Here is a 19,893-nt window from a genome sequence, read left to right as displayed (position 1 = left end):
AATGAATCCTACTGAAAAAGTATTACTCGATTCTAATCTGGTAGCACATGTAAAAGAAGCCAACAATTTTGACTTTATCCGCTTCTTTCTGGCCTATTCGGTCATGTTTAATCATTTCAGTACATTGACAGATACAGATCCTTTCTGGTTTGTAAGTGGAGGATTTCGTGTAAAAGGTTTTTTCATCATCAGCGGATTTCTGGTCATGTTCAGTTTTTTGCGTTCACCGGATACATACGTTTTCTTTCGTAAACGTGTACAGCGTATTATGCCGGCCTATTCGTTAGTGATCCTGTTATGCCTGATATTAGGATTTTTCCTGACTACACTATCACATTATGACTTCCTGACATCTTCTAAACCTTATACTTATCTATTGACCAATCTCTTGACATTAAACTTTCTTTGTCCCGACCTACCGGGTGTTTTCGAGAACAATCCGATGCACGCCATGAACGGTTCCCTTTGGACAATCAAAGTGGAATTGATGTTGTACATGACAGTTCCGATCATTTACCGATTGCTGAAAAAGTATAATAAACTGGTATGCCTGATAATCATTTATGTACTGTCTTTTATATATTCTACTACTTGCAATTATCTGGATGACACGACACATAATGCCATCTATGATTTTCTGAAAAGACAATTTCCCGGGCAAATGATGTATTTCTGTTCCGGTATCATCATATTACAATATTTTCCCTTGTTTCGCAAATATATGAAATATATATTTCCAGTAAGTATTCTTTTATTTGTATTCAGAGATATATTAGTATTCAGGATATTTGAGCCGATAGCATTAGCTTCTATTATCATATCAGTAGCTTACAGTTTTAAATGGCTACACTTTTTTAATCGTATGGGAAATTTTTCCTATGGAATATTTCTTTTGCATTTTCCTGTTATCCAAACTTTCATCCATTTCGGATTAGATAAATACAGTCTGATACTGACTTTAGCATTAACGACTATCATTTGTACTTATTTAGGAACGTTATCATGGAAATATATAGAGAAACCTTGTTTGTATAAACCTAAAAAGTCACGGTAACTGTAATATAATTTGTTCTGTTATCTTTTGTGCACCTTTTCTATTAGGATGAATAGCATCATAAAAATCAGAAGCTTCAAGCAAATTAAAGCAATCAATTACTGGAATATTTTTAAATGTATTCTTAAATAACTCTAGGGCTTTCTGTTTTTCTTGTAGCGTAGAAGATTTTATATCAGGATTATAAGGCATAATCACCAAATAGTATGTAATATTCCTATTTTGAAAATATAAATAAGAATCTTTCAAAAGTTGTTCCCATTCAGGGACGATTCCATAGTCCAAGAATTTATTATTCATATTTTGTTCATCAACATCACGTTGATAGATTATATCATTTCTATCCGAAGTCTTAGAAGTTGGATAGCGAAGTTCTTTTTCAGTAGCATTTTGAATAATATCATCATCCAGAAGATTACGTAAAATAGTAGATAAGCCGGTAAACACACAATTTCTGGCTTCGTAATTATAGTAAAGAACCGGAAGATCCAATTTACTTTTCAAAGACGGGAGAAACTTCTCTGTCAATGCATCCATTTTGTATCCATACATATGCAGAGCCACCCGGTTAGGCATATTCATATCTATTGATTCAGACAATTGATCTATATCCACACATTGTAAGACGGTTCTGACTGAAACTGGTAAAGAGCTATAATATAAAGCACTTTCACTGACTTGCTGACCCGTTGATGTAAAACTATAAACAGTAGGATTTCCTTTTATCTCTTTTTCCAACAGATAACCGTTTATACCACTCATTCCACGGCTATTTCCAAAGATAACGACATTTGGTCTTTGAACACTATCGGCAAGTGTTTCAATGATCAGACGAGTACGTATATAATCATTAGGTAATGACCGATATAAATAAGGAGTCAGAAAATTTAATATACAAATGAGACTCAATATAAAGACTGTAAAATACAGATAATTATTAAAATTTTTCCCGGTCAGTTTCATACATTTAGAATTGAAAATAAATAAAATCAGATGAATTATTGCCAAAAAAATAAATTGATGTGAGAATAACCATATATAAACAATATCTAATCCACGGACTTCGTACAGAGGATAAATCCAACCCAAAAGGTTTATTTCTATTCACCCATTCCATACATAACATTAATACGATGAAAAATAAAGATATCAAAGCTGCTACATTATTGATACCGCTGACTTTGGGTATTTTCAATAAAGATACAGAAAACATATCGGCAATATATGCAAAAGCCATCGACACTGTTTCTGAACGAAACAGTATCCATCCTAAAGTTACAAAAGCAAATGTTATTAATACAGAGACCACAGTACCAAACAAATGAGATGCTTCCTGTCTGTTTCTCTTTAGTAATAATAAACAAACAAATAAAATACCATGATATAATCCCCAACTTATAAACGTCCAGTTTGCACCATGCCAAAGTCCGCTTAATAGAAATACAATAAAAATATTCCGGATCTGTTTGAACGTACCGGATCTGTTCCCTCCTAAAGGAATATATACATAATCAACGAACCAGGTATTCAATGAAATATGCCATCTACGCCAAAAATCTATTATGTTATAAGAAAAATAAGGGTATCTGAAATTCTGTTTCAAATTTATTCCGAACAATTTTGCCGTACCGATGGCTATATCCGAGTATCCTGAGAAATCCCCATATATCTGAAAAGAAAACAATACTGCTCCCATCACTAAAGTACTTCCGGAATAATGACTGTAGTTTCCAAATACATCACTCACAACAAGGGCACAATTGTCGGCAATTACAATCTTCTTAAAGAATCCCCACATCATCTGCCGGATTCCATCTACCGCATCATTATGAACAAAAGCACGAGGTTTATAAAATTGCACCAGTAAATTTGTAGCCCTTTCGATAGGACCAGCTACCAACTGTGGAAAGAAACTGACAAATGCAAAAAAAGCAATAACGTCCCGCGTAGGTTCAAGCTTTTTCCTATATACATCAATGGTATAACTTAATGCCTGAAATGTATAAAAGCTTATACCCACAGGAAGAACCACGTAAAGAGTTGAAGTATGCAACGTAATTCCTATAAACGAAAAAGCGTCAACAAAGCTCTCAACAAAGAAATTATAATATTTAAAAAATCCCAGGATCAACAGATTCAGAATAATATTTCCACCTGCAACCCAACGGCATTTCAAGCGTATTAATTTCTGATCTTCTCCAAACGTATTTCTGATCTTTTTAATGGCGATCCCACTCAACCAACTAAAAAAAGAAGTGAAAGCTATTAATAAGAGAAAGCGCCCATCCCACCAACCATAGAATAAATAACTTACTCCTACTACAAATAAATTCTGTAGCTTTACACTTCTACTAAATAAAAACCAATAAGACAGAAATACGATCGGAAGAAAAACTAAAAATTCAATCGAATTAAATAGCATATACTTTATAGCATCTTACAACCCCAACCTCTCCGATATCTCCAGCATCTTCTTGATCGGGCGGATTGCTTTTTCCTGTACTTGTTCGTCGACAAAGATTTCAGGGAGTTCGTATTTCAAACAGTTGTAAAGTTTCTCCATCGTGTTCAGACGCATAAAATTACATTCGTTGCAGGCACACGTACTGTCGTTGGGGGGAGCCGGGATAAATTCCTTATCGGGGCTTTGCTTACGCATTTCGTGAATAACGCCGCTTTCCGTCGCTACAATGAATTGTTTCTTATCCGACTTAACAGTGTGCTTCAAAAGAGCTGCCGTCGATCCTACGAAGTCCGAAACCTGTATAACGGGCTGTTTGCACTCCGGATGGGTGATTACTTCCGCATCAGGGTACTGTTTTTTCAGTTCCAATATCTTTTCGAGTGAAAACTGTTCGTGTACATGGCAGGCGCCATCCCAAAGCAACATCTTGCGTCCGGTAATGCCGTTTATGTAATTGCCTAAGTTCCGGTCCGGACCGAAGATGATCTTCGTATCTGCCGGGAAACTTTCGACGATCTGGCGGGCATTGGTGGAAGTCACTACCACATCCGTCACAGCTTTTACCGCAGCAGTCGTATTTACATACGAAATGACCACATGACCGGGATGCTGCTTTACAAACTCTGCAAAATCGGTAGCCGGACAGCTATCCGCCAACGAGCAACCGGCATTCAGGTCCGGTACCAGCACTTTCTTGTCCGGGCATAACACCTTTGCCGTTTCTCCCATAAAATGAACACCGCAGAAAACAATGATATCGGCTGTCGTCTTGGCTGCCTGTTGAGCCAATGCCAAACTGTCTCCTACAAAATCTGCTATATCTTGAATATCGCCTGTTTGATAATAATGAGCAAGGATAACGGCGTTCTTTTCTTTACGCATCCTGTTTATCTCTTCCTTCAGGTCCAAACCCTTTGGAATGGGCGCGTCCATATATCCGATCGATTGGTTTGCCAACATATTTACTGTATTGAATGATTGTTAAGTTGATAATATGCAAAGGTAAAAACATTATTGATTTTCCCATAAGAAACATATATAAAACAAATAAACAGACGGGAGGGAATGCAAAAATCCTGCCGGACAAGTTCCAAAAACTCCCGGCAGGTTTCCACCAAAATACTTACGTCTTTCCCCGGAGACTTGCCGGCCGTTTTCTCCATCTCTTTCTCCCCTCCTTCTTGAGTTATCCACAATCATATTATTATAATCTTATTTATTCTTTATTTTAAATCTAAATATGATGAATATAATATCCTGTTGAAACAGTTAATACAATTGTGCTACAATACTTGCCCGGTTCGTTATCAAACGCTGTAAACGACTTATGAAGCAGATACCAACATCCGATTTATCGTTTTATATACTGGTTTCCTTTGCTTTACGGACTTTATTAGTTTCCGGTTGAAAACTACCGGTGTGTAAAAGTTTATAGCGGTTGAGGGCTGTTGATGCGTGTATAACCACTGTTGATAGGGCGTAATAAATAATCCGTTGCTTCTATTGCATAATAAAAACAAGAGGACGTATAGCGAACAAATCGAATAATGCAAGAACTATTTTTCATTTTGTGTCCACCACTTATCAATAGCTTTTCAACGGCATATCCACATTAATTCACTACTTTTGCAGGCAAAGAAATGAAGCTATGCGCAAGTTAAAGATAACAGAGTTGAACCGCCTGACTCCGGAAGCATTCAAAGATAGTAAAAAAATTCCGTTGGTCGTTGTGCTCGATCATGTAAGAAGCTTAAATAATGTAGGATCCGTGTTTCGTACGTCTGATGCTTTCAGGGTGGAGAGTATTTACCTGTGCGGTATCACGGCTTGTCCGCCTCATGCCGAGATTCACAAGACGGCTCTGGGGGCGGAAGAGACTGTCGACTGGGAGTATTTCAAAGATACGATGGAGGCTGTTGATAAACTGAAACAACAGGGATATACTGTCTGTGCGGTTGAGCAGGCAGAAGGTAGCACGATGTTGGACAAGTTGCTGTTGGACAAGAATAAAAAGTATGCCGTTATCATGGGAAACGAAGTGAAAGGTGTTCAACAATGTGTCGTTGATAACTGTGATATGTGTATTGAAATACCGCAGTACGGGACGAAGCATTCATTGAATGTTTCGGTGACTACCGGCATTATCATCTGGGATTTTTTCAAGCAGTTGTCAGATTAACCCGTTTTCGACAAGTACGACCACCCGTTCCGTCATAGCGTCTTTTCCTTTGGGGTCGTATTCGGCTTTCAGGCTGGCGCCGAACATACCGGCAAACAGATTCCAGAAGCCTGCCCGGAAACTGCCTAAATAGGCTTTCAACAGGTTGTAACTCGATTGGTTACATTCTCTGTCGATCAGCTTGATAAGTAGTTTGCCTTGTGAGAAGGTCAGTTTTTTCAACTGAGGTTTATATTCCTGGAAAAGTTCTTTTTCCATCCGTTTCAAATGGGCCTGGCGGGACTTTTCGTCCGGGAGCGTCTCTATATATTCATAGGTTTCGATCAGTGTTTCATAAACCATTTTGGCATAAGGTAATGTACGTTTCACATCACGCACCAGCTTGGTGTAACGTACCTGTTCACGTTTGTTTTTGAACTTGACCGGCGGATAAATAAATACTTCCCGCAGGTTAACAACAGGCACTGTGTCCTTTCCGTCCAGATAAGCCTTTTGCAATCCTTCGGGAACGGTATTGATCTTCAATTTTTGTGCGTGGGACCCTATCGCACACAACATGAATATTATCAATATTTTATACTTGCCTTTTCTCAACATCGCTCACAAAAGTAATTGATTTACGAATAGCATCTGCCGGTTTTACAGAATTTGACTAAACGGTATGATAGCATCTGTTATTGAAAATAAAGAGATATCTTGTAAATAAGTTGTTAACAGGTTGCAGATAATATAGAAATCATTATCTTTGTGACAATACGAACAACTAAAATCAACAGACTATGAAACATCTTGTAATCTTCCTCTATTTAATTAATTCTGAATATATAGTTCATAAATAATAATCACTTAAAAAACTTGTATTATGAAAAAAGAAGAAATCAAGGACTTATTAGATAAGTTCGAAGCTGCTGCAAATATTGTAGAAGGCATAGAATGCTGGAGCGCCAGGGAGTTGCAGCCATTGCTGGGATACGCAAAGTGGGATAATTTTATTAAGAATGTAGTAGTAAAAGCAAAGGAGGCATGTAGGCATGCAGGAGAAGAAATACAAAACCATTTTCCCGACGTCGGGAAAATGGTTTCTATAGGATATGGTGTTGAAAAACAAATAGATGACATCCTATTAACGCGCTATGCCTGCTATTTAATCGCCCAAAATGGAGACAGCAGAAAGCCTCAGATAGCTTTTGCCCAAACTTATTTTGCCGTGCAAACGCGTAAGGCTGAGATAATTGAACAACGCCTTTTGGATTATGAACGTGTAAAAGCACGTGAAAAACTGAGTAAAACAGAAAAACAACTGTCCGGCATATTGTATGAACGGGGAATTGATAGTAAAGGCTTTGCCGTTATCCGTTCAAAAGGCGACCAGGCTCTGTTCAATATGAACACACAGATGTTGAAAAGGAAAATGGGAGTTCCTTCCGGTCGTCCGGTCGCCGATTTTCTCCTGACTGTCAGTATTAAAGCAAAAGATTTGGCTGCCGAAATGACAAATATTAATGTGCAAACTAAAGATTTATACGGACAATCTCCCATTGAAAAAGAACATGTTGATAATAATTCGGCAGTCCGGGATATGCTACTGAAAAGAGGAATTCATCCTGAACAGTTGTCTCCTGATGAAGATGTGAGGAAAGTTCAGAAGAGAATAGAAAATGAGGATAAGAAAGTTTTAAAAAGAGATAATCCTGAAAGTTGATGATTTAAACAAAACCTTGCTATGAAATCGATAAATTTATTCATGTTGTTTTTTGTATCTATCAACATTCACGCTGTTGATAACCTTCGTATCCCTGATATACGTAGTTTGGGAATAGGAGGAAACGGGGTTACGCAATCTGTTTTATTCAATCCGGCATTGGTGGCTTTGCATACTGATAAAGTTCTTCATTTCGAATACTTTAATCGCTATGGCGTAAAGGAGTTGGGAACGATGGGAGTTGGTTTTGTCTATCCTAATTCGTTGCTGTCGGCAGGTGTTGATATCTCTTCTTTCGGATATGACCAGTATAGGGAAACACTATTTCGTTTGTCGGTAGGGAAGCGGTTGAATGACCGGTGGAAGATCGGTATTGGTTTCCAATATAAGATGCTACAGACAGAGTTGTATGAAGAAGTATCGAAACAGCTTTCCACAGATATTGGAATCTTGTTCGCTCCCGTTGACAAACTGTTGATCGGAATGTTGATAATGGATTTTCCTTCTGTAGCTATTCATAAGTATGCTACTGAAATAAAATGCTTTGCCGGCTATTCCGTACAAATAGGTTTTCAATGGGAGGTAATAAACAGCCTGTTGATAGTAGGAACATTCGAAAGTAATAAAGAGCATATATGGACAGGAAATGCAGGGATCGAGTATGTTCCGTTTGGAAATTTCCGTATACGGGCGGGAGTACAGACTACTCCTCTCCTGCCCACTTTGGGTATCGGATATCGCTTGGCAGGATTTACGATCGATGTTGCGACTGTTTACCATCCGGTATTAGGAGCCAGTACCGGACTGGGTTTGAGTTATTCTTTTTAATCATGCTTGACTATGAAACGAATGTTTATAAACCTGTTGGTATGCCTGTTAATAAACGGTTATCAACTTAGAAGCCAGACAATATATTCTGTTGATAAGTGGATGGAATATATAGAAGAAATGGCCTCTGAAACGGAAGATGAAGAGCGTATCGAAGCACTTTATACCGATCTTTCTTACCTTGCCGAACATCCTTTCGAACTCAATACGGTGACGGAGGAACAGTTGAAACATCTCCCTTTCTTATCCGATATGCAGATACGGAAGTTACTGGAATACCGTTCCCGTTATGGCAAAATGCTAACCCTCTATGAACTTAAAAATGTAGAATCATTCGATTTTGAGACGATTTCTTTGCTTATCCCGTTTGTCTATATCGGTGAAATAATAGTTGATAAACGTCCTATCACTGTCAAGAACCTGTTGAAACAGGGTTCTAATAATCTACAAATCAGATATGACAAATGTTTTCAACAAAAGAAAGGCTATTGTTCATATCCTGACAGTGTACTACAGCAATATCCGAACCGGAAGTATCTGGGAGAACCGTTTTACCATTCCCTTCGCTATTCGTATGCATTCGATGAACGGATCCTGTTCGGTCTGGTTGCAGAGAAAGATGCGGGAGAACCTTTCTGGAATGAATATCATAAAGGATATGACTACTATTCGACGCACCTCTTTTTGAAAGATATGAATAAATGGTTAAAAAGTCTTGCCGTAGGCGATTATAAAATATCTTTCGGGCAAGGCCTGGTGATCAGCAATGATTTTTCTCCCAGCCGAAACGCTCTTGTCTCGCAAGCGGAAAGAAGGACGAACGGGTTCCGCCGTCATTTTTCAACCAATGAAAACGACTTCTTCCGGGGAGCGGCTGCTACCGTCAACTGGAAAAAGTTAGATATCAGCTTGTTCTATTCGTATCGAAAGTTGGATGCAAGTGTGGACAGTACGATCGTTACTTCGTTTAAAACAGACGGTTTGCATCGTTTGGTGCGCGACAGGGAGAAGATACGTAAAGTTCCCATGCAGACGTTTGGCGGGAATATACGATATGCGGCTCCCGATTTATGTATCGGTCTGACCGCTCTCTCTTATTCCTTCGGGAACTATTCGATACAGCCGGATCCGAAACCTTATAACCTTTTCTATTTTCGCGGTAGCCGGAATCTGAATATCAGTGTGGATTATCTGTTGAAAAATAAGTTGATCAAGTTCTATGGAGAGACGGCTTTGAGCCGGAATGGAGCGGTTGCTTCCTTGAATGCCTTGCAGTTGACGCCTGCCTCTTACTTTTCCTTGTTGTTATTATATCGTTATTATGATAAACGCTATCAAGCCTTTTTCGGGAATGCTTTTTCACAAAATTCGACTGTCTCGAATGAACAGGGGATGTATATGGGGATGCAATGGACGCCTTTCGGTCATTGGAAATTATCCGCCTATGCAGATATATTCCGCTTTCCCTGGCTCAAATACGGGGTGGATGCCCCGTCGACGGGAAAGGAGTATATGCTTCAACTCGATTATACGCCGAGCCGGAGTTTGTCCGTATACGTCCGTTATAAACACAAGCAAAAGGAAAATATAGAACCTTACCGTCAACAGCGTTTACGTATGCAAGCCTTATATGCGGTTTCTTCGTCCGTCTCGCTACGAACATCTGCAGACGGCATTTGTTATACGGAAGCAGACGAAAGGAACCGGGGATGGATGATTGCCCAGAGCGTAGGTTGGAAACCGGTTGATATCCCTGTTCAGACAGACTTTTATGTGGCCGGTTTTCATACGGATAATTATCAAACCCGGATATCCTCTTATGAAAAGAATATCTTGTATGCTTTCAATATGCCTTCGTTTTATGGGAAGGGAATCCGGTTGGCTCTTTCTTTCCGGTGGGATATTGTGAAACAACTTTCGCTTTCCGCTAAATTCGGATATACGTATTATGCCGACCGTGACGTGATCGGTACCGACCTGGAAGAGATCGAAGGGCATGCCAAAACGGATGTATATACGCTGTTGCGCTGGAAATTCTGATAACTTTTGTAGCTTTGCACTTAAATATAAATCAGTATGTCTACAATTCTTTTTGATAAAATAGTATTCGGACCGATTCACAGTCGTCGGTTAGGTGTTTCCTTGGGGATGAACCTGCTTCCCACAGACGGGAAACTTTGTTCGTTCAACTGCATCTATTGTGAATGCGGGCTGAATGAGAATCACCGTACACGTAGTAAACTGCCGACCCGTGCGGAAGTAAAGGAGGCTTTGATACATAAATTGTCTTCCATGCAGGCAGAGGGTGTCGCTCCCGACGTAATCACTTTTGCAGGAAATGGCGAGCCTACCATGCACCCGGAATTTGCCGGTATCATCGACGATACGATCGAAACCCGTAACCGCTTTTTCCCGAAGGCCAAGATTGCCGTGCTCTCAAACTCGACCATGCTTCATAAGGAGGATGTTTTCAAGGCACTGAATAAGATCGAAGATAATATATTGAAACTCGATTCCATATCGGACAGTCGTATCGGCCAGTTGAATGCCCCGAATTCCCCGGCCTTTACTTTCGACCGGCTGTTGGAACAACTTTGCCGTTTTAATGGCAATCTCATTATCCAGACCATGTTCCTGAAAGGGGAGGTGGATGGCAAAAGCGTGACAAATACGACCGAAAACGAAATTTCCGGCTGGCTGGAGGCTCTGAAGCAAATTAAGCCTAAGCAGGTCATGATCTATACAATCGACCGCGAAACGCCTGTAAAGAACCTGAAAAAGGTTACGAAAGAAGAACTGGAAGCGATTGCCGACCGTGCCCGTCAAGAAGGGTTTGATGTAACGGTCTCAGCCTGATTTTTTTTAAAAAGATAGTTGGTATAGCTTTCGCACGGTGCGAATCCTTCAAAATCTGTTTTTGAACGTTTCGCACCGTGCGAAAGCTCCTCTTACTGTTTTAGGCCCTTTATCACCTTTATGTCTCCATCTGTATGGAGGCGGAAGATGTAAATACCGGCAGGAAGAGAACCGGTATAAATGATCGCTTCCGGATTCTTTTGTTTGATAACGGATTTGCCATCGGCTGAAATAATCTCTAAAAGATTTACTTTTTCATTTCCGATTAGCTGTATTTGGTCGGTGAATGAAGTAGGAGCAATGGCTACTTCCGAAAGCTGAATATTTTCGTTGCCCACACTTATTTCCGCACTTGCTTCGCTTTTTTTACTTTCATTGTCTCCGTATAAAGCAGATACCTGGTAGATAAGACGGGCTGCCGGAACCTGTTTATCCGTAAATTCAGTAATGGATTTGTCGGATATGTTACCTACCTTGATTTCGTTACGATAAATGTTATACCCCGTTATTTCAGGGAAAGCCGTAGCTTCAGTACTTCGGAGTGAAGAATTCGATTCCGTTCTTTTTGCGAACAAAGATTTTGCCGATGATTTGCTTAATATGATTCTACTATCCGATATTGCTTTGGTAACAGGAATTTCTTTCTGTTCCGAACTGACAATTGCTGCTAATAAGAAATTATTATCGAAATTCTCATCTTCCACTTCTGAAGGTTCATATAGATATTCCCAAGTTTCCCCATCGAAGGAAACAAGATTTCCCTTTTCGTTTACGGCAGGCCCTTCATCGAGAACTGCCGGATAAATATCTTTTTTATCTGTTGCAGCGTGTACAGCTATGATTAATTCCTTTGAGGCATCGATGACAAAAGGTTCTTTCAATTCTATTACATTCGTTTCGTTGGTGGACAGATTATCCAGATCCTGTGTATATTTTCGGTTGCCTTGAGTAATCAACAGCGAATAGGGGATTTCTTCGACAGGAATGAAAATTACGGATTCGATCAGGTTTTGGTTTAATGAAGCCAAATCGTTTTTGTCCCATTTCTGGCCAAAATAGAATGGTTGGCCAAAACCAATACGCATATAGCCTGAACCGCTTCCCCAATATATCATTTGTTGATAGACCGGTTCTTTCCAATTTATTTTTACATTATTGTCGTTGACTGTGGCAGTTATATCTGTAGGTACTTTTAATTCATACACATAAATAGATTCCGATACAACGGAGGATTCTTTGCCGTCGGCATAGAGAGCTGATACACTGTAGAGTTGCGTACCTGTTTCCGGATTATTATCTGCATAGGAAGTGGCGGTTACATAATCCAATAATGTGTTGTTTCTATAGATCGCATATTGGACAGGTTGTTCCGATTCCGAGGCGGGAGCTTTCCAACTTAACTGTACTTCTCCGTTCTTATAGGAAAGACTCAGGTCGGTGGGAGCCGCTTTATGAGCTGTGGCATAACGGCCGGGCAATTGGGTGGCGCCCGTTTTGTCCGGATCCAGATAAATGTCCATGCGGGCTGTGTCGGCTTGGCTGTATCGGTCCCAATGGTAGTACAATTTACCGTAGATATTGGACAGGTTTGGTTTTTCACACGAAGAAGAACCGCCGCTAAGTGTCCCGACAATCAATTTGTTTTGATTGAACAGGGGAGAGCCGGACGAACCGCCCTCCGTCACGCCATGTCCGTTGGCAGTTTGGTCGAATATAACGTACCAGTGAGCTTTTGCCGCCCCGATTGTGGTGTCTACGCCATACCAGGTTCCGGAGGTCGCTTCTTTGCTGAAAGTCGATATTTTCTGATAGTCTCCTGCCGGATGGTGGATGCCTACGCCTGATTTGGCAGCTGTGTTGCTTCTGTCCCAACCGTTGTAATAGACATTGTAATGTTCCGGGATATTTTGGTTCAATAGCAACAGTAAGCCGTCCGATCCGCCGTCAATCGGGATTCCGGCCACCTTCTTGCAACCAGTTATCGTTTTATAGGAAGCGGCGGCCGATGTGTTTTCACAACTTGTACGTTCGAAATGGAAGTAGAAGGTATATTTATTCAGATCGCTTTGCGTAACAGCTTCGTCCAGGTCGATACAATGATAAGCAGAAAGAATATAAGGTTTTAGATCTTCTGCCGTATTATTGACCAACGATCCCGAACAGTAGTAAATATACTGTCCGATGATCAGGGTCATCAGGCATACGCCATTCTTTTCCGTTTGCCAAGCATCTCCTTCTTCACAATTTATATTTACCATACAAGATCCGGAAGCGCCGGGACCGGTATCGGCTTTCGTACGGGAAATGTACAGATGGTTGTATCCGTATCCGATCGCATCTATCGAAATACGGGGTTGTTCGCCAGTATCGTTGCCTGCTTCATATTCGAGAATAATGTCGTCACCGGCCAGAAATTCCGTTGCATATTCTTTTGTCGGCGGATTGGTCTGATAGGTAAAAGCACCTATTACCTGGGTTTTATCTGCATTATAAACAAACAGTTTGCCATTTTCAGGGATATAAAAGTCTTTGAAGCTTAACATCAGGGCTATGGCATCTTTTGCCTGTATCCGCAATTGCCATATTTTATTGCCATCCGGCAAAGTCGTCCAGTTGCCGGAATTATCTATTGTAAGGTCCGTATCGATAAGAGTTCCCACTTTCAGCGGCGCCCCCTGGCTAACCTGCCATCTGTCGACTGTTTTCAGATCTTCCACACTGAAATTGACAGGGATCTGTACGGTTGGCAGATCGCTTTTCAGCGTGTTTTGATATTTGAAGGATGCGGGCGTTCCACCTTCGCTGATTTGTGCATAAACAGATTCCGGAAAAGTTATTCCTATTAATGAAAGGAATAAACTGATTAACGGAAGTAGGATCTTTTTGTTCATATGTTTATGAATTGATTGTATGATTGGCAAATGTAATATTTATTTCTGATCCGGATAGGGGTTTTTCCATATTCTGTAGTCTTATGGATAAAGTTAGATAAATATATAAAATAATGGAATCACCGAATAGCAAAAAAAATGTACCGCAGCTCTGGTATTGGAGCCAGCCGGAAAATGGATTTAGTTTTGAAGATGCGGAAACGATCGCAAAGGAATTTGTACTTAAAGCAAAGAAGGATAAATATAAATCGGGAGATCGTTTTCTTCATATAGTGTTTATGTGATGTAAATCGTACAAAAATTACCTTTTGTCTCCTATCTTAAAAAAAAATAGCTCCCGTTCGGAAAAAGAGGAACGGGAGCTGGTTGTTTTTTTATTTGTGATTATTTTATTGCTTCATACGCTTTTGCCACCGCTTCGTTTATATTGCTGCAAATATTTTCCGTTCCGATCTTTTTGTCGAAACCCGATTTGACAAGAACGCGGCGTACCTGTTCGTTCACCCCTGAAAGAATCATGTGGATATGCTCGGCTTGCGACATACGGAACAGGTTTTCCAGGTTATGCAAACCTGTCGAGTCCATAAAAGGAACCTTACGCATACGGATGATGCGAATCTTCGGTTTGTCGCCCATATTGTGCATGATATCGTCAAACTTGCTGGCCACCCCGAAGAAGAACGGCCCGTCGATTTCATATACCTCCACGCCTTTAGGCAGGGAAAGGACCTCTTCGTCATGACGGATTTCACCATCGTCCGAAAGGTCGATCTCATCTTTTACTACCGATACGTGAGTCGTTTCAGCCACACGTTTCATAAAGAGGAACATGGCGATAAGCAATCCGACTTCGATCGCGATCGTCAGGTCGAAGATAACCGTTAGGAAGAAAGTCACCAGCAACACCGACACGTCGCTTTTCGGATTCTTCATCAGCGAGCGGAACGTACGCCATTCACTCATATTATAAGAAACGATAATCAATACGCCTGCCAGGCAGGCCATCGGGATATGCTTGGTCAACGGACCCAGAAAGAGCAAGATTAGCAGCAACACGATTGCATGGATGACGCCGGCAACCGGAGTGCGTCCGCCGTTATTGATATTCGTCATGGTACGGGCAATCGCACCGGTGACGGGAATACCGCCGAAAATAGGCACGATGATATTGGCAGCCCCCTGTGCAATCAGTTCGGTATTGGAATTATGCTTGTCTCCCGTCACACCATCGGCCACCGTAGCAGACAGCAACGATTCGATCGCTCCTAACATCGCGATGGTGAATGCTGCGGGAAGCAGGAGGTTGATCGTTTCCATATTGAAGTTGATCGGTTCCGGACCGGGTAGGGAAGCATTGATCGTAAAACGGTCTCCGATCGTTTCGATCCCCGTGATCCCTAAATGATAGCGCATGACATAGACAACAACTGTCATCAGAATAATGGCAATCAGCGAACCCGGTATCCTTTTAGAAAATTTCGGTGTGACGGCTATAATCACGATGCTGGCAAACCCGATCAGCAACGACCATAGGTTTACCGTATCGAAATGTTCGAAATAGGCGATCCATTTGGATATGAAATCCGCAGGGACTTTATCCATCGTCAACCCGAAAAGGTCTTTCATCTGTGTGGTGAAAATAGTGAGGGCGATACCGCTGGTAAAACCGACTACTATCGGGTAGGGGATAAACTTGATGACTGTCCCTAATTTCAACGCTCCCATAATTACCAGTATGATACCGGCGACCACGGTAGCGATGGCCAGTCCTTCAATTCCGAAATTCTGGATAATGCCGTAAACGATTACGATAAACGCACCTGTCGGTCCGCCTATCTGCACATTGCATCCTCCTAACAACGATACGATAAACCCTCCGATAATAGCCGTGATCAATCCTTTTTCCGGGCTTACCCCCGAAGCGATACCGAAAGCGATAGCAAGTGGTAATGCCACGATCCCGACAATAATACCGGCCATCAGGTCGGTCATAAATTTCTCTTTAGAGTAGTTTTTCAGCGCCGATATTAACTTGGGCTGAAAATCAAACTTGTTCTTCATCTTTTTGCCTGATTGATTAAAAGTGCTGCAAAGTTACAAAAAAAGTAAATATGTTTTTTCTTATCATAATTCATCGATCCCCCTTATTGTAAAAAACAATCAAAAGTAGCCGGAACAGCCTTTTGTAAATGTATTCCGGACTGTTGTTTCCGAATCAAAAAAGCGGTTTTAAGAGGCTGGTTTCCGTGAGGTGCGCAGAAAATTTCCACGACGACCGTCTTCATCGCCGTGAAGTCAATGTTCATTGGTAGTGAACCCGGCAGCTCGCGGCAACGAAGACGGTCGTCATGGCGATGAAGACGGTCGTCGTGGAAATGAGTCGCCTGATTTTCCGGAAATGCCCCCTGTCTCCTTCGCATATTCCTATACAGCCCCTTGTTGCTTTCCGAATATTCGATTCTCCGGGAGTTGAGGTTTTCCGAAATGTAAGGAATATAGAGATTAGAGTCTAATGAATGCTACTTTTTTATGACAAGTTGCAGTGGTCTTTCGTTGCTATGTCATAAGAAAGAGGATTTCGGTGACTAAAAGACAAACCGGAATCAAATTGTTTTTCAGTTGAAATAGAAAATGAAGGGGTTATTGTAAAAAATAATTTATCAAGCTGGATTAGATATAAATGTAAGGGACAGGGCAACTGCATCAAAGTACAGTTCGTTTCTTAACAATAATGAGCTAATCGGATAATGTGCCAATTGGCTTATTATTGTCATCTATTACTTATTGTACGATTCACTAAAATACCCATTGGTCTGAATCGAAACAGTAGCGCATATAATTTGGTTTTCTACCCCTATTATTTCAAATTACCCGCAAGGGTAATATTTTTTAAGAAACTCGTAATAATACAAGTGTCTGGATAATAGACAAATACGAATATCCTCCTTTTGGGAGGACTTATTGTAATCTAATATATCAAAAAGACAGATTTGCTTTTACCTGGAAATGAGGTTTTTGATGCGATTTCCCTGTATAAAGTAAGCGTTTATTTAAAAATTCATTATATTTGTTACAGTAACACTGTATATATGAAAAACGCCTTAAATATATTACTATTGTTGTTTTTGGTTTATCTGTCGGCTTGTACCAACCGTCAAACAATAGAACTTTTGCCGGAATTATCCCGTGCAGAATCTTTGATGTATGATTATCCGGACAGCGCATTATCCTTGTTGGAAAATATGAATCCTCCTTCACCATCCGATAAATTGCAAAATGCAACCTGGAGTTTGTTGCTGGTACAGGCACGGGATAAGAATTACGTGAAACATACATCCGATTCACTAATCAATGTGGCCTATAATTATTTTATGAAACAGGAACATCCGAATCGAAGCGCTTTGGTTTTGAATTATGAGGGCCGTGTAAATGAAGATTTGGGTGAAGTAGAGAAGGCTACGGAATTTTATTTGCGTGCGGCAGATGAGGTGAAGAAGACGGAGGATTACCGGTTGGGATATTTGATAAATTCTAATTTGGGGATGATTTATGCTTATCGGGGTCTTAATGAGGAATGTTTATCGGCATTTCAGGAAGCACATGAATTGGCAAAACAATCTTACGACTCATATTGATTCTTTGTGGGTTGAAAAATTGAAGTTAGAAACAAAAGATGAATCAGTGTTTTGTCCGTTGATTAATTTTAAAAATATACCAGAAGTAGAAAATTTTTATTTGTTTACCTATTCATCTCATCAGCGTAAAAAACCAATAGAGGGTCTTCTTGCCTCGGAGTGGCGTGTATGGCCCATTGCTATTTTGGATGATAAGAGATTACCAACGGATGTTTTTTCTTTTAATCTAAATGATGGAGAATCAGTGAAAGGAAGTGAAGAAAATATCAATTTTATATTTTCGGAAAGAGATTCTAATTTTGTTTATATGTATTCTATATCGGAATCTTGTTATTTATTTTATGAGCAGTTACTATTACAAATCCGATATGATGGTGGGGCATTTATGCCTTCTCCCTCTTCTGCAAAGGGTAATATAAGCAATGGGGCTTTGGGGCAGTTTAGGGTGAACGCAGTCTCTTCGAAAGGGTTCTTACTTCGAGACTATACGTTCTGATAGATGTAATCTATTGTATTATAGAAATATTTTTACCCCAATAATTTGCAATCCCTCTAAACATTTTCCTACCTTTGAGCGTTATTTATTTAGGGCGATTAGACAAACTCATTTTATATATACATAAATTAGCATTATGGAAAAAAGTATTAAGGGTACTCGTACCGAGCAGAATCTGCTGAAATCATTTGCCGGCGAATCTCAGGCAAGAAGTCGTTACACATTCTTTGCAAGTGTAGCTAAAAAAGAAGGTTACGAACAAATTGCTGGCGTGTTTATGGAAACAGCTGAACAGGAAAAGGAACATGCTAAACGTTTCTTCAAATTCCTCGAAGGCGGTATGGTTGAAATCACTGCTGCATTTCCCGCAGGCGTGATCGGCACAACTGCTGAGAACCTGGCTGCTGCTGCTGCCGGCGAAAATGAAGAATGGGCTGATCTTTACCCTGCTTTTGCTGATATTGCTGATGAAGAAGGATTTAAAACAATTGCTGTCGCTTTCCGTATGATCGCCAAGGTGGAAGCTGAACATGAAAAACGGTATCGCAAACTGTTGTCTAACATTGAAACAGGTACGGTGTTTGAAAAGGCTGAAGCGATCCTGTGGCAGTGCCGTAATTGCGGTTTCGTTATCGAATCGAAGAAAGCTCCGCAGAAATGTCCGGCATGCGAACATCCGCAGGCTTATTTCGAACCGATGAAACAGAACTATTAATCGATAGATTCAGATAGTTTTATAGATTTACCGGCACGGATTTCACGGATTACACAGTTTAATTTGATTTAAAACTGTGAAATCCGTGTAATCCGTGCCTATTTTTATATTATAACTCCTATCTTTAGCCTCACTATTTATATGAATCAGAATTTACCTGTTGATGAGCATATCGATTAGAAACCTCAATAAAGTGTATCCGAACGGGAATCATGCGTTGAAAGACGTCTGTCTGGAAATACCGACCGGTATGTTCGGACTTTTAGGGCCGAACGGGGCGGGTAAATCTACTTTGATGCGGATTTTAGTGGCCCTTATGGAGCCGACTTCGGGCGAGGTGAATATCTGCGGGTACGACCTGATGCGGCAGCGCAAGGAGATACGGGGCATATTGGGTTATCTTCCACAGGATTTCCGCTTTTTCGCCAAATATAAAACGTACGAGTTTTTGGACTACGCTGCGCGTCTTTCCGGCATAAGCCGCAAGTCTTTTCGGAAGAATGCGGTGGACGAAATGTTGGAAAACGTAGGGCTTTTCGATGTGCGCGATCGGTATGCCAATAAGTTGTCGGGAGGTATGAAGCGCCGGCTGGGGATTGCGCAGGCGTTGATTCATCATCCGAAAGTGATTATCGTGGACGAACCGACGACGGGGCTCGATCCCGAAGAGCGGATCCGTTTCCGTAACCTTCTGTCGGAGGTCAGTGAAAACGATGTGACAATTATCCTTTCCACTCATATCGTGGGGGATATATCGAGTACGTGCAACTGTATGGCGCTTATGAATAAGGGGGAAGTCTCCTTCTACGGCTCCCCGCAAGATATGTTGAGGCAGGCGGAGGGGAAAGTGTGGCGCATACGGGTGACCGGCGACGAACTGCATGAGGTGGATAAGCTGTACCCCGTTATCTCGACGATTCCCTCCGGTACGGGCTGGGAAGTGCAGATTGTGGCCGATGAGGTGCAGGGATATGACGCGGAATCCTATCCGCCGAACCTGGAACACGCTTATGTCTATTATATGGAAAGCAAGTTGAACCGTTGGAAAAACGATTAAAAGAGGTCGCCTGCCT

At 40.9% G+C, this 19,893-nt stretch carries 18 protein-coding genes; 11 read left to right on the top strand and 7 right to left on the bottom strand.

All coding sequences use genetic code 11. The annotated features are described in order from the left end of the window. The first annotated feature begins 1 nt into the window (after position 1). Positions 2-1,054: an acyltransferase family protein gene (locus ACPYIV_RS16005; protein WP_293738755.1), complete on the top strand. Its 1,053-nt coding sequence runs from the start codon at positions 2-4 to the stop codon at positions 1,052-1,054. On the opposite strand, the gene ACPYIV_RS16000 is transcribed toward ACPYIV_RS16005, so the two are convergent. From ACPYIV_RS16000 to nadA, 3 genes are read right to left on the bottom strand one after another with little or no spacing between them, the layout of a single operon-like run. Then, positions 1,046-2,017, bottom strand: a complete 972-nt coding sequence (locus ACPYIV_RS16000) for a hypothetical protein (protein ID WP_293738756.1) — start codon at positions 2,015-2,017, stop codon at positions 1,046-1,048. The genes ACPYIV_RS16005 and ACPYIV_RS16000 overlap by 9 nt on opposite strands. 4 nt (positions 2,018-2,021) lie before the next feature. Further along, the gene (locus tag ACPYIV_RS15995) at positions 2,022-3,476 is read right to left on the bottom strand and encodes an MBOAT family O-acyltransferase (RefSeq protein ID WP_293738757.1); all 1,455 of its coding nucleotides are present in this window, start codon (positions 3,474-3,476) and stop codon (positions 2,022-2,024) included. A 15-nt stretch (positions 3,477-3,491) separates the two neighbouring features. Further along, entirely contained in the window at positions 3,492-4,478 is a 987-nt protein-coding gene (gene nadA / locus ACPYIV_RS15990) for a quinolinate synthase NadA (protein ID WP_293733166.1), read from the bottom strand. Positions 4,479-5,166: 688 nt separating this feature from the next. Here nadA and ACPYIV_RS15985 point away from each other — a divergent pair. After that, the gene (locus ACPYIV_RS15985) at positions 5,167-5,697 is read left to right on the top strand and encodes an RNA methyltransferase (protein ID WP_186929780.1); all 531 of its coding nucleotides are present in this window, start codon (positions 5,167-5,169) and stop codon (positions 5,695-5,697) included. Here the strand turns inward: ACPYIV_RS15985 and ACPYIV_RS15980 are convergent. Further along, a complete protein-coding gene (locus ACPYIV_RS15980; RefSeq protein ID WP_293733165.1) occupies positions 5,689-6,294 on the bottom strand; it encodes a DUF4294 domain-containing protein in 606 nt (201 codons plus the stop codon). The two genes, ACPYIV_RS15985 and ACPYIV_RS15980, sit on opposite strands and share 9 nt — an antisense overlap. A gap of 265 nt (positions 6,295-6,559) precedes the next feature. Between ACPYIV_RS15980 and dinD the strand changes: the two genes are divergently transcribed. From dinD to ACPYIV_RS15960, 4 genes are read left to right on the top strand one after another with little or no spacing between them, the layout of a single operon-like run. Then, positions 6,560-7,399 (top strand): DNA damage-inducible protein D, encoded by an 840-nt coding sequence (gene dinD, locus ACPYIV_RS15975; RefSeq protein ID WP_293733164.1) that lies wholly within the window; start codon positions 6,560-6,562, stop codon positions 7,397-7,399. Positions 7,400-7,420: 21 nt separating this feature from the next. After that, positions 7,421-8,227 (top strand): hypothetical protein, encoded by an 807-nt coding sequence (locus ACPYIV_RS15970; RefSeq protein ID WP_425883994.1) that lies wholly within the window; start codon positions 7,421-7,423, stop codon positions 8,225-8,227. 12 nt (positions 8,228-8,239) lie between these two features. Beyond that, a complete protein-coding gene (locus ACPYIV_RS15965) occupies positions 8,240-10,267 on the top strand; it encodes a helix-hairpin-helix domain-containing protein (RefSeq protein WP_425883992.1) in 2,028 nt (675 codons plus the stop codon). Between the two features lie 36 nt (positions 10,268-10,303). Further along, positions 10,304-11,083: a radical SAM protein gene (locus ACPYIV_RS15960; protein WP_293733161.1), complete on the top strand. Its 780-nt coding sequence runs from the start codon at positions 10,304-10,306 to the stop codon at positions 11,081-11,083. 92 nt (positions 11,084-11,175) lie between these two features. On the opposite strand, the gene ACPYIV_RS15955 is transcribed toward ACPYIV_RS15960, so the two are convergent. After that, complete coding sequence (locus tag ACPYIV_RS15955; RefSeq protein WP_425883989.1) at positions 11,176-13,974, bottom strand: T9SS type A sorting domain-containing protein; 2,799 nt, start codon at positions 13,972-13,974, stop codon at positions 11,176-11,178. Positions 13,975-14,087: 113 nt separating this feature from the next. Here ACPYIV_RS15955 and ACPYIV_RS15950 point away from each other — a divergent pair, with 113 nt between their 5' ends. Continuing rightward, positions 14,088-14,258, top strand: coding sequence for a hypothetical protein (locus ACPYIV_RS15950; protein ID WP_293733159.1), 171 nt, complete (start codon positions 14,088-14,090; stop codon positions 14,256-14,258). A 100-nt stretch (positions 14,259-14,358) separates the two neighbouring features. Here the strand turns inward: ACPYIV_RS15950 and ACPYIV_RS15945 are convergent, their stop codons facing one another. After that, the gene (locus ACPYIV_RS15945; protein WP_293733158.1) at positions 14,359-16,035 is read right to left on the bottom strand and encodes a SulP family inorganic anion transporter; all 1,677 of its coding nucleotides are present in this window, start codon (positions 16,033-16,035) and stop codon (positions 14,359-14,361) included. A gap of 83 nt (positions 16,036-16,118) precedes the next feature. Next, on the bottom strand, positions 16,119-16,394 hold the full coding sequence (locus ACPYIV_RS15940; protein WP_425883986.1) for a hypothetical protein: 276 nt from the start codon (positions 16,392-16,394) through the stop codon (positions 16,119-16,121). Between the two features lie 669 nt (positions 16,395-17,063). Between ACPYIV_RS15940 and ACPYIV_RS15935 the strand changes: the two genes are divergently transcribed. From ACPYIV_RS15935 to ACPYIV_RS15920, 4 genes are all read left to right on the top strand, one after another. Continuing rightward, positions 17,064-17,609, top strand: a complete 546-nt coding sequence (locus ACPYIV_RS15935; RefSeq protein WP_425883984.1) for a hypothetical protein — start codon at positions 17,064-17,066, stop codon at positions 17,607-17,609. After that, a complete protein-coding gene (locus tag ACPYIV_RS15930) occupies positions 17,575-18,105 on the top strand; it encodes a DUF4249 family protein (protein WP_425883982.1) in 531 nt (176 codons plus the stop codon). Before ACPYIV_RS15935 ends, ACPYIV_RS15930 begins: the two co-directional genes overlap by 35 nt. 136 nt (positions 18,106-18,241) lie before the next feature. Beyond that, positions 18,242-18,820, top strand: a complete 579-nt coding sequence (rbr, locus tag ACPYIV_RS15925; RefSeq protein ID WP_293733154.1) for a rubrerythrin — start codon at positions 18,242-18,244, stop codon at positions 18,818-18,820. A gap of 163 nt (positions 18,821-18,983) precedes the next feature. Next, positions 18,984-19,877, top strand: a complete 894-nt coding sequence (locus ACPYIV_RS15920) for an ABC transporter ATP-binding protein (protein WP_425883979.1) — start codon at positions 18,984-18,986, stop codon at positions 19,875-19,877. Positions 19,878-19,893: the final 16 nt, after the last annotated feature.

The sequence above is a fragment of the Parabacteroides vesiculifaciens genome (genome assembly GCF_049860805.1).
Classification (GTDB): Bacteria; Bacteroidota; Bacteroidia; order Bacteroidales; family Tannerellaceae; genus Parabacteroides.
This window is presented reverse-complemented; position numbering and strand designations above follow the sequence as displayed.

Excerpts from the sequence above, each read along its gene's own strand:
- ACPYIV_RS16005 (WP_293738755.1), top strand. The coding sequence starts at position 2 with ATGAATCCTACTGAAAAAGTATTACTCGATTCTAATCTGGTAGCACAT.
- ACPYIV_RS16000 (WP_293738756.1), bottom strand. The coding sequence starts at position 2,017 with ATGAAACTGACCGGGAAAAATTTTAATAATTATCTGTATTTTACAGTC.
- ACPYIV_RS15995 (WP_293738757.1), bottom strand. The coding sequence starts at position 3,476 with ATGCTATTTAATTCGATTGAATTTTTAGTTTTTCTTCCGATCGTATTT.
- nadA (WP_293733166.1), bottom strand. The coding sequence starts at position 4,478 with ATGTTGGCAAACCAATCGATCGGATATATGGACGCGCCCATTCCAAAG.
- ACPYIV_RS15985 (WP_186929780.1), top strand. The coding sequence starts at position 5,167 with ATGCGCAAGTTAAAGATAACAGAGTTGAACCGCCTGACTCCGGAAGCA.
- ACPYIV_RS15980 (WP_293733165.1), bottom strand. The coding sequence starts at position 6,294 with ATGTTGAGAAAAGGCAAGTATAAAATATTGATAATATTCATGTTGTGT.
- dinD (WP_293733164.1), top strand. The coding sequence starts at position 6,560 with ATGAAAAAAGAAGAAATCAAGGACTTATTAGATAAGTTCGAAGCTGCT.
- ACPYIV_RS15970 (WP_425883994.1), top strand. The coding sequence starts at position 7,421 with ATGAAATCGATAAATTTATTCATGTTGTTTTTTGTATCTATCAACATT.
- ACPYIV_RS15965 (WP_425883992.1), top strand. The coding sequence starts at position 8,240 with ATGAAACGAATGTTTATAAACCTGTTGGTATGCCTGTTAATAAACGGT.
- ACPYIV_RS15960 (WP_293733161.1), top strand. The coding sequence starts at position 10,304 with ATGTCTACAATTCTTTTTGATAAAATAGTATTCGGACCGATTCACAGT.
- ACPYIV_RS15955 (WP_425883989.1), bottom strand. The coding sequence starts at position 13,974 with ATGAACAAAAAGATCCTACTTCCGTTAATCAGTTTATTCCTTTCATTA.
- ACPYIV_RS15950 (WP_293733159.1), top strand. The coding sequence starts at position 14,088 with ATGGAATCACCGAATAGCAAAAAAAATGTACCGCAGCTCTGGTATTGG.
- ACPYIV_RS15945 (WP_293733158.1), bottom strand. The coding sequence starts at position 16,035 with ATGAAGAACAAGTTTGATTTTCAGCCCAAGTTAATATCGGCGCTGAAA.
- ACPYIV_RS15940 (WP_425883986.1), bottom strand. The coding sequence starts at position 16,394 with ATGCGAAGGAGACAGGGGGCATTTCCGGAAAATCAGGCGACTCATTTC.
- ACPYIV_RS15935 (WP_425883984.1), top strand. The coding sequence starts at position 17,064 with ATGAAAAACGCCTTAAATATATTACTATTGTTGTTTTTGGTTTATCTG.
- ACPYIV_RS15930 (WP_425883982.1), top strand. The coding sequence starts at position 17,575 with ATGAATTGGCAAAACAATCTTACGACTCATATTGATTCTTTGTGGGTT.
- rbr (WP_293733154.1), top strand. The coding sequence starts at position 18,242 with ATGGAAAAAAGTATTAAGGGTACTCGTACCGAGCAGAATCTGCTGAAA.
- ACPYIV_RS15920 (WP_425883979.1), top strand. The coding sequence starts at position 18,984 with ATGAGCATATCGATTAGAAACCTCAATAAAGTGTATCCGAACGGGAAT.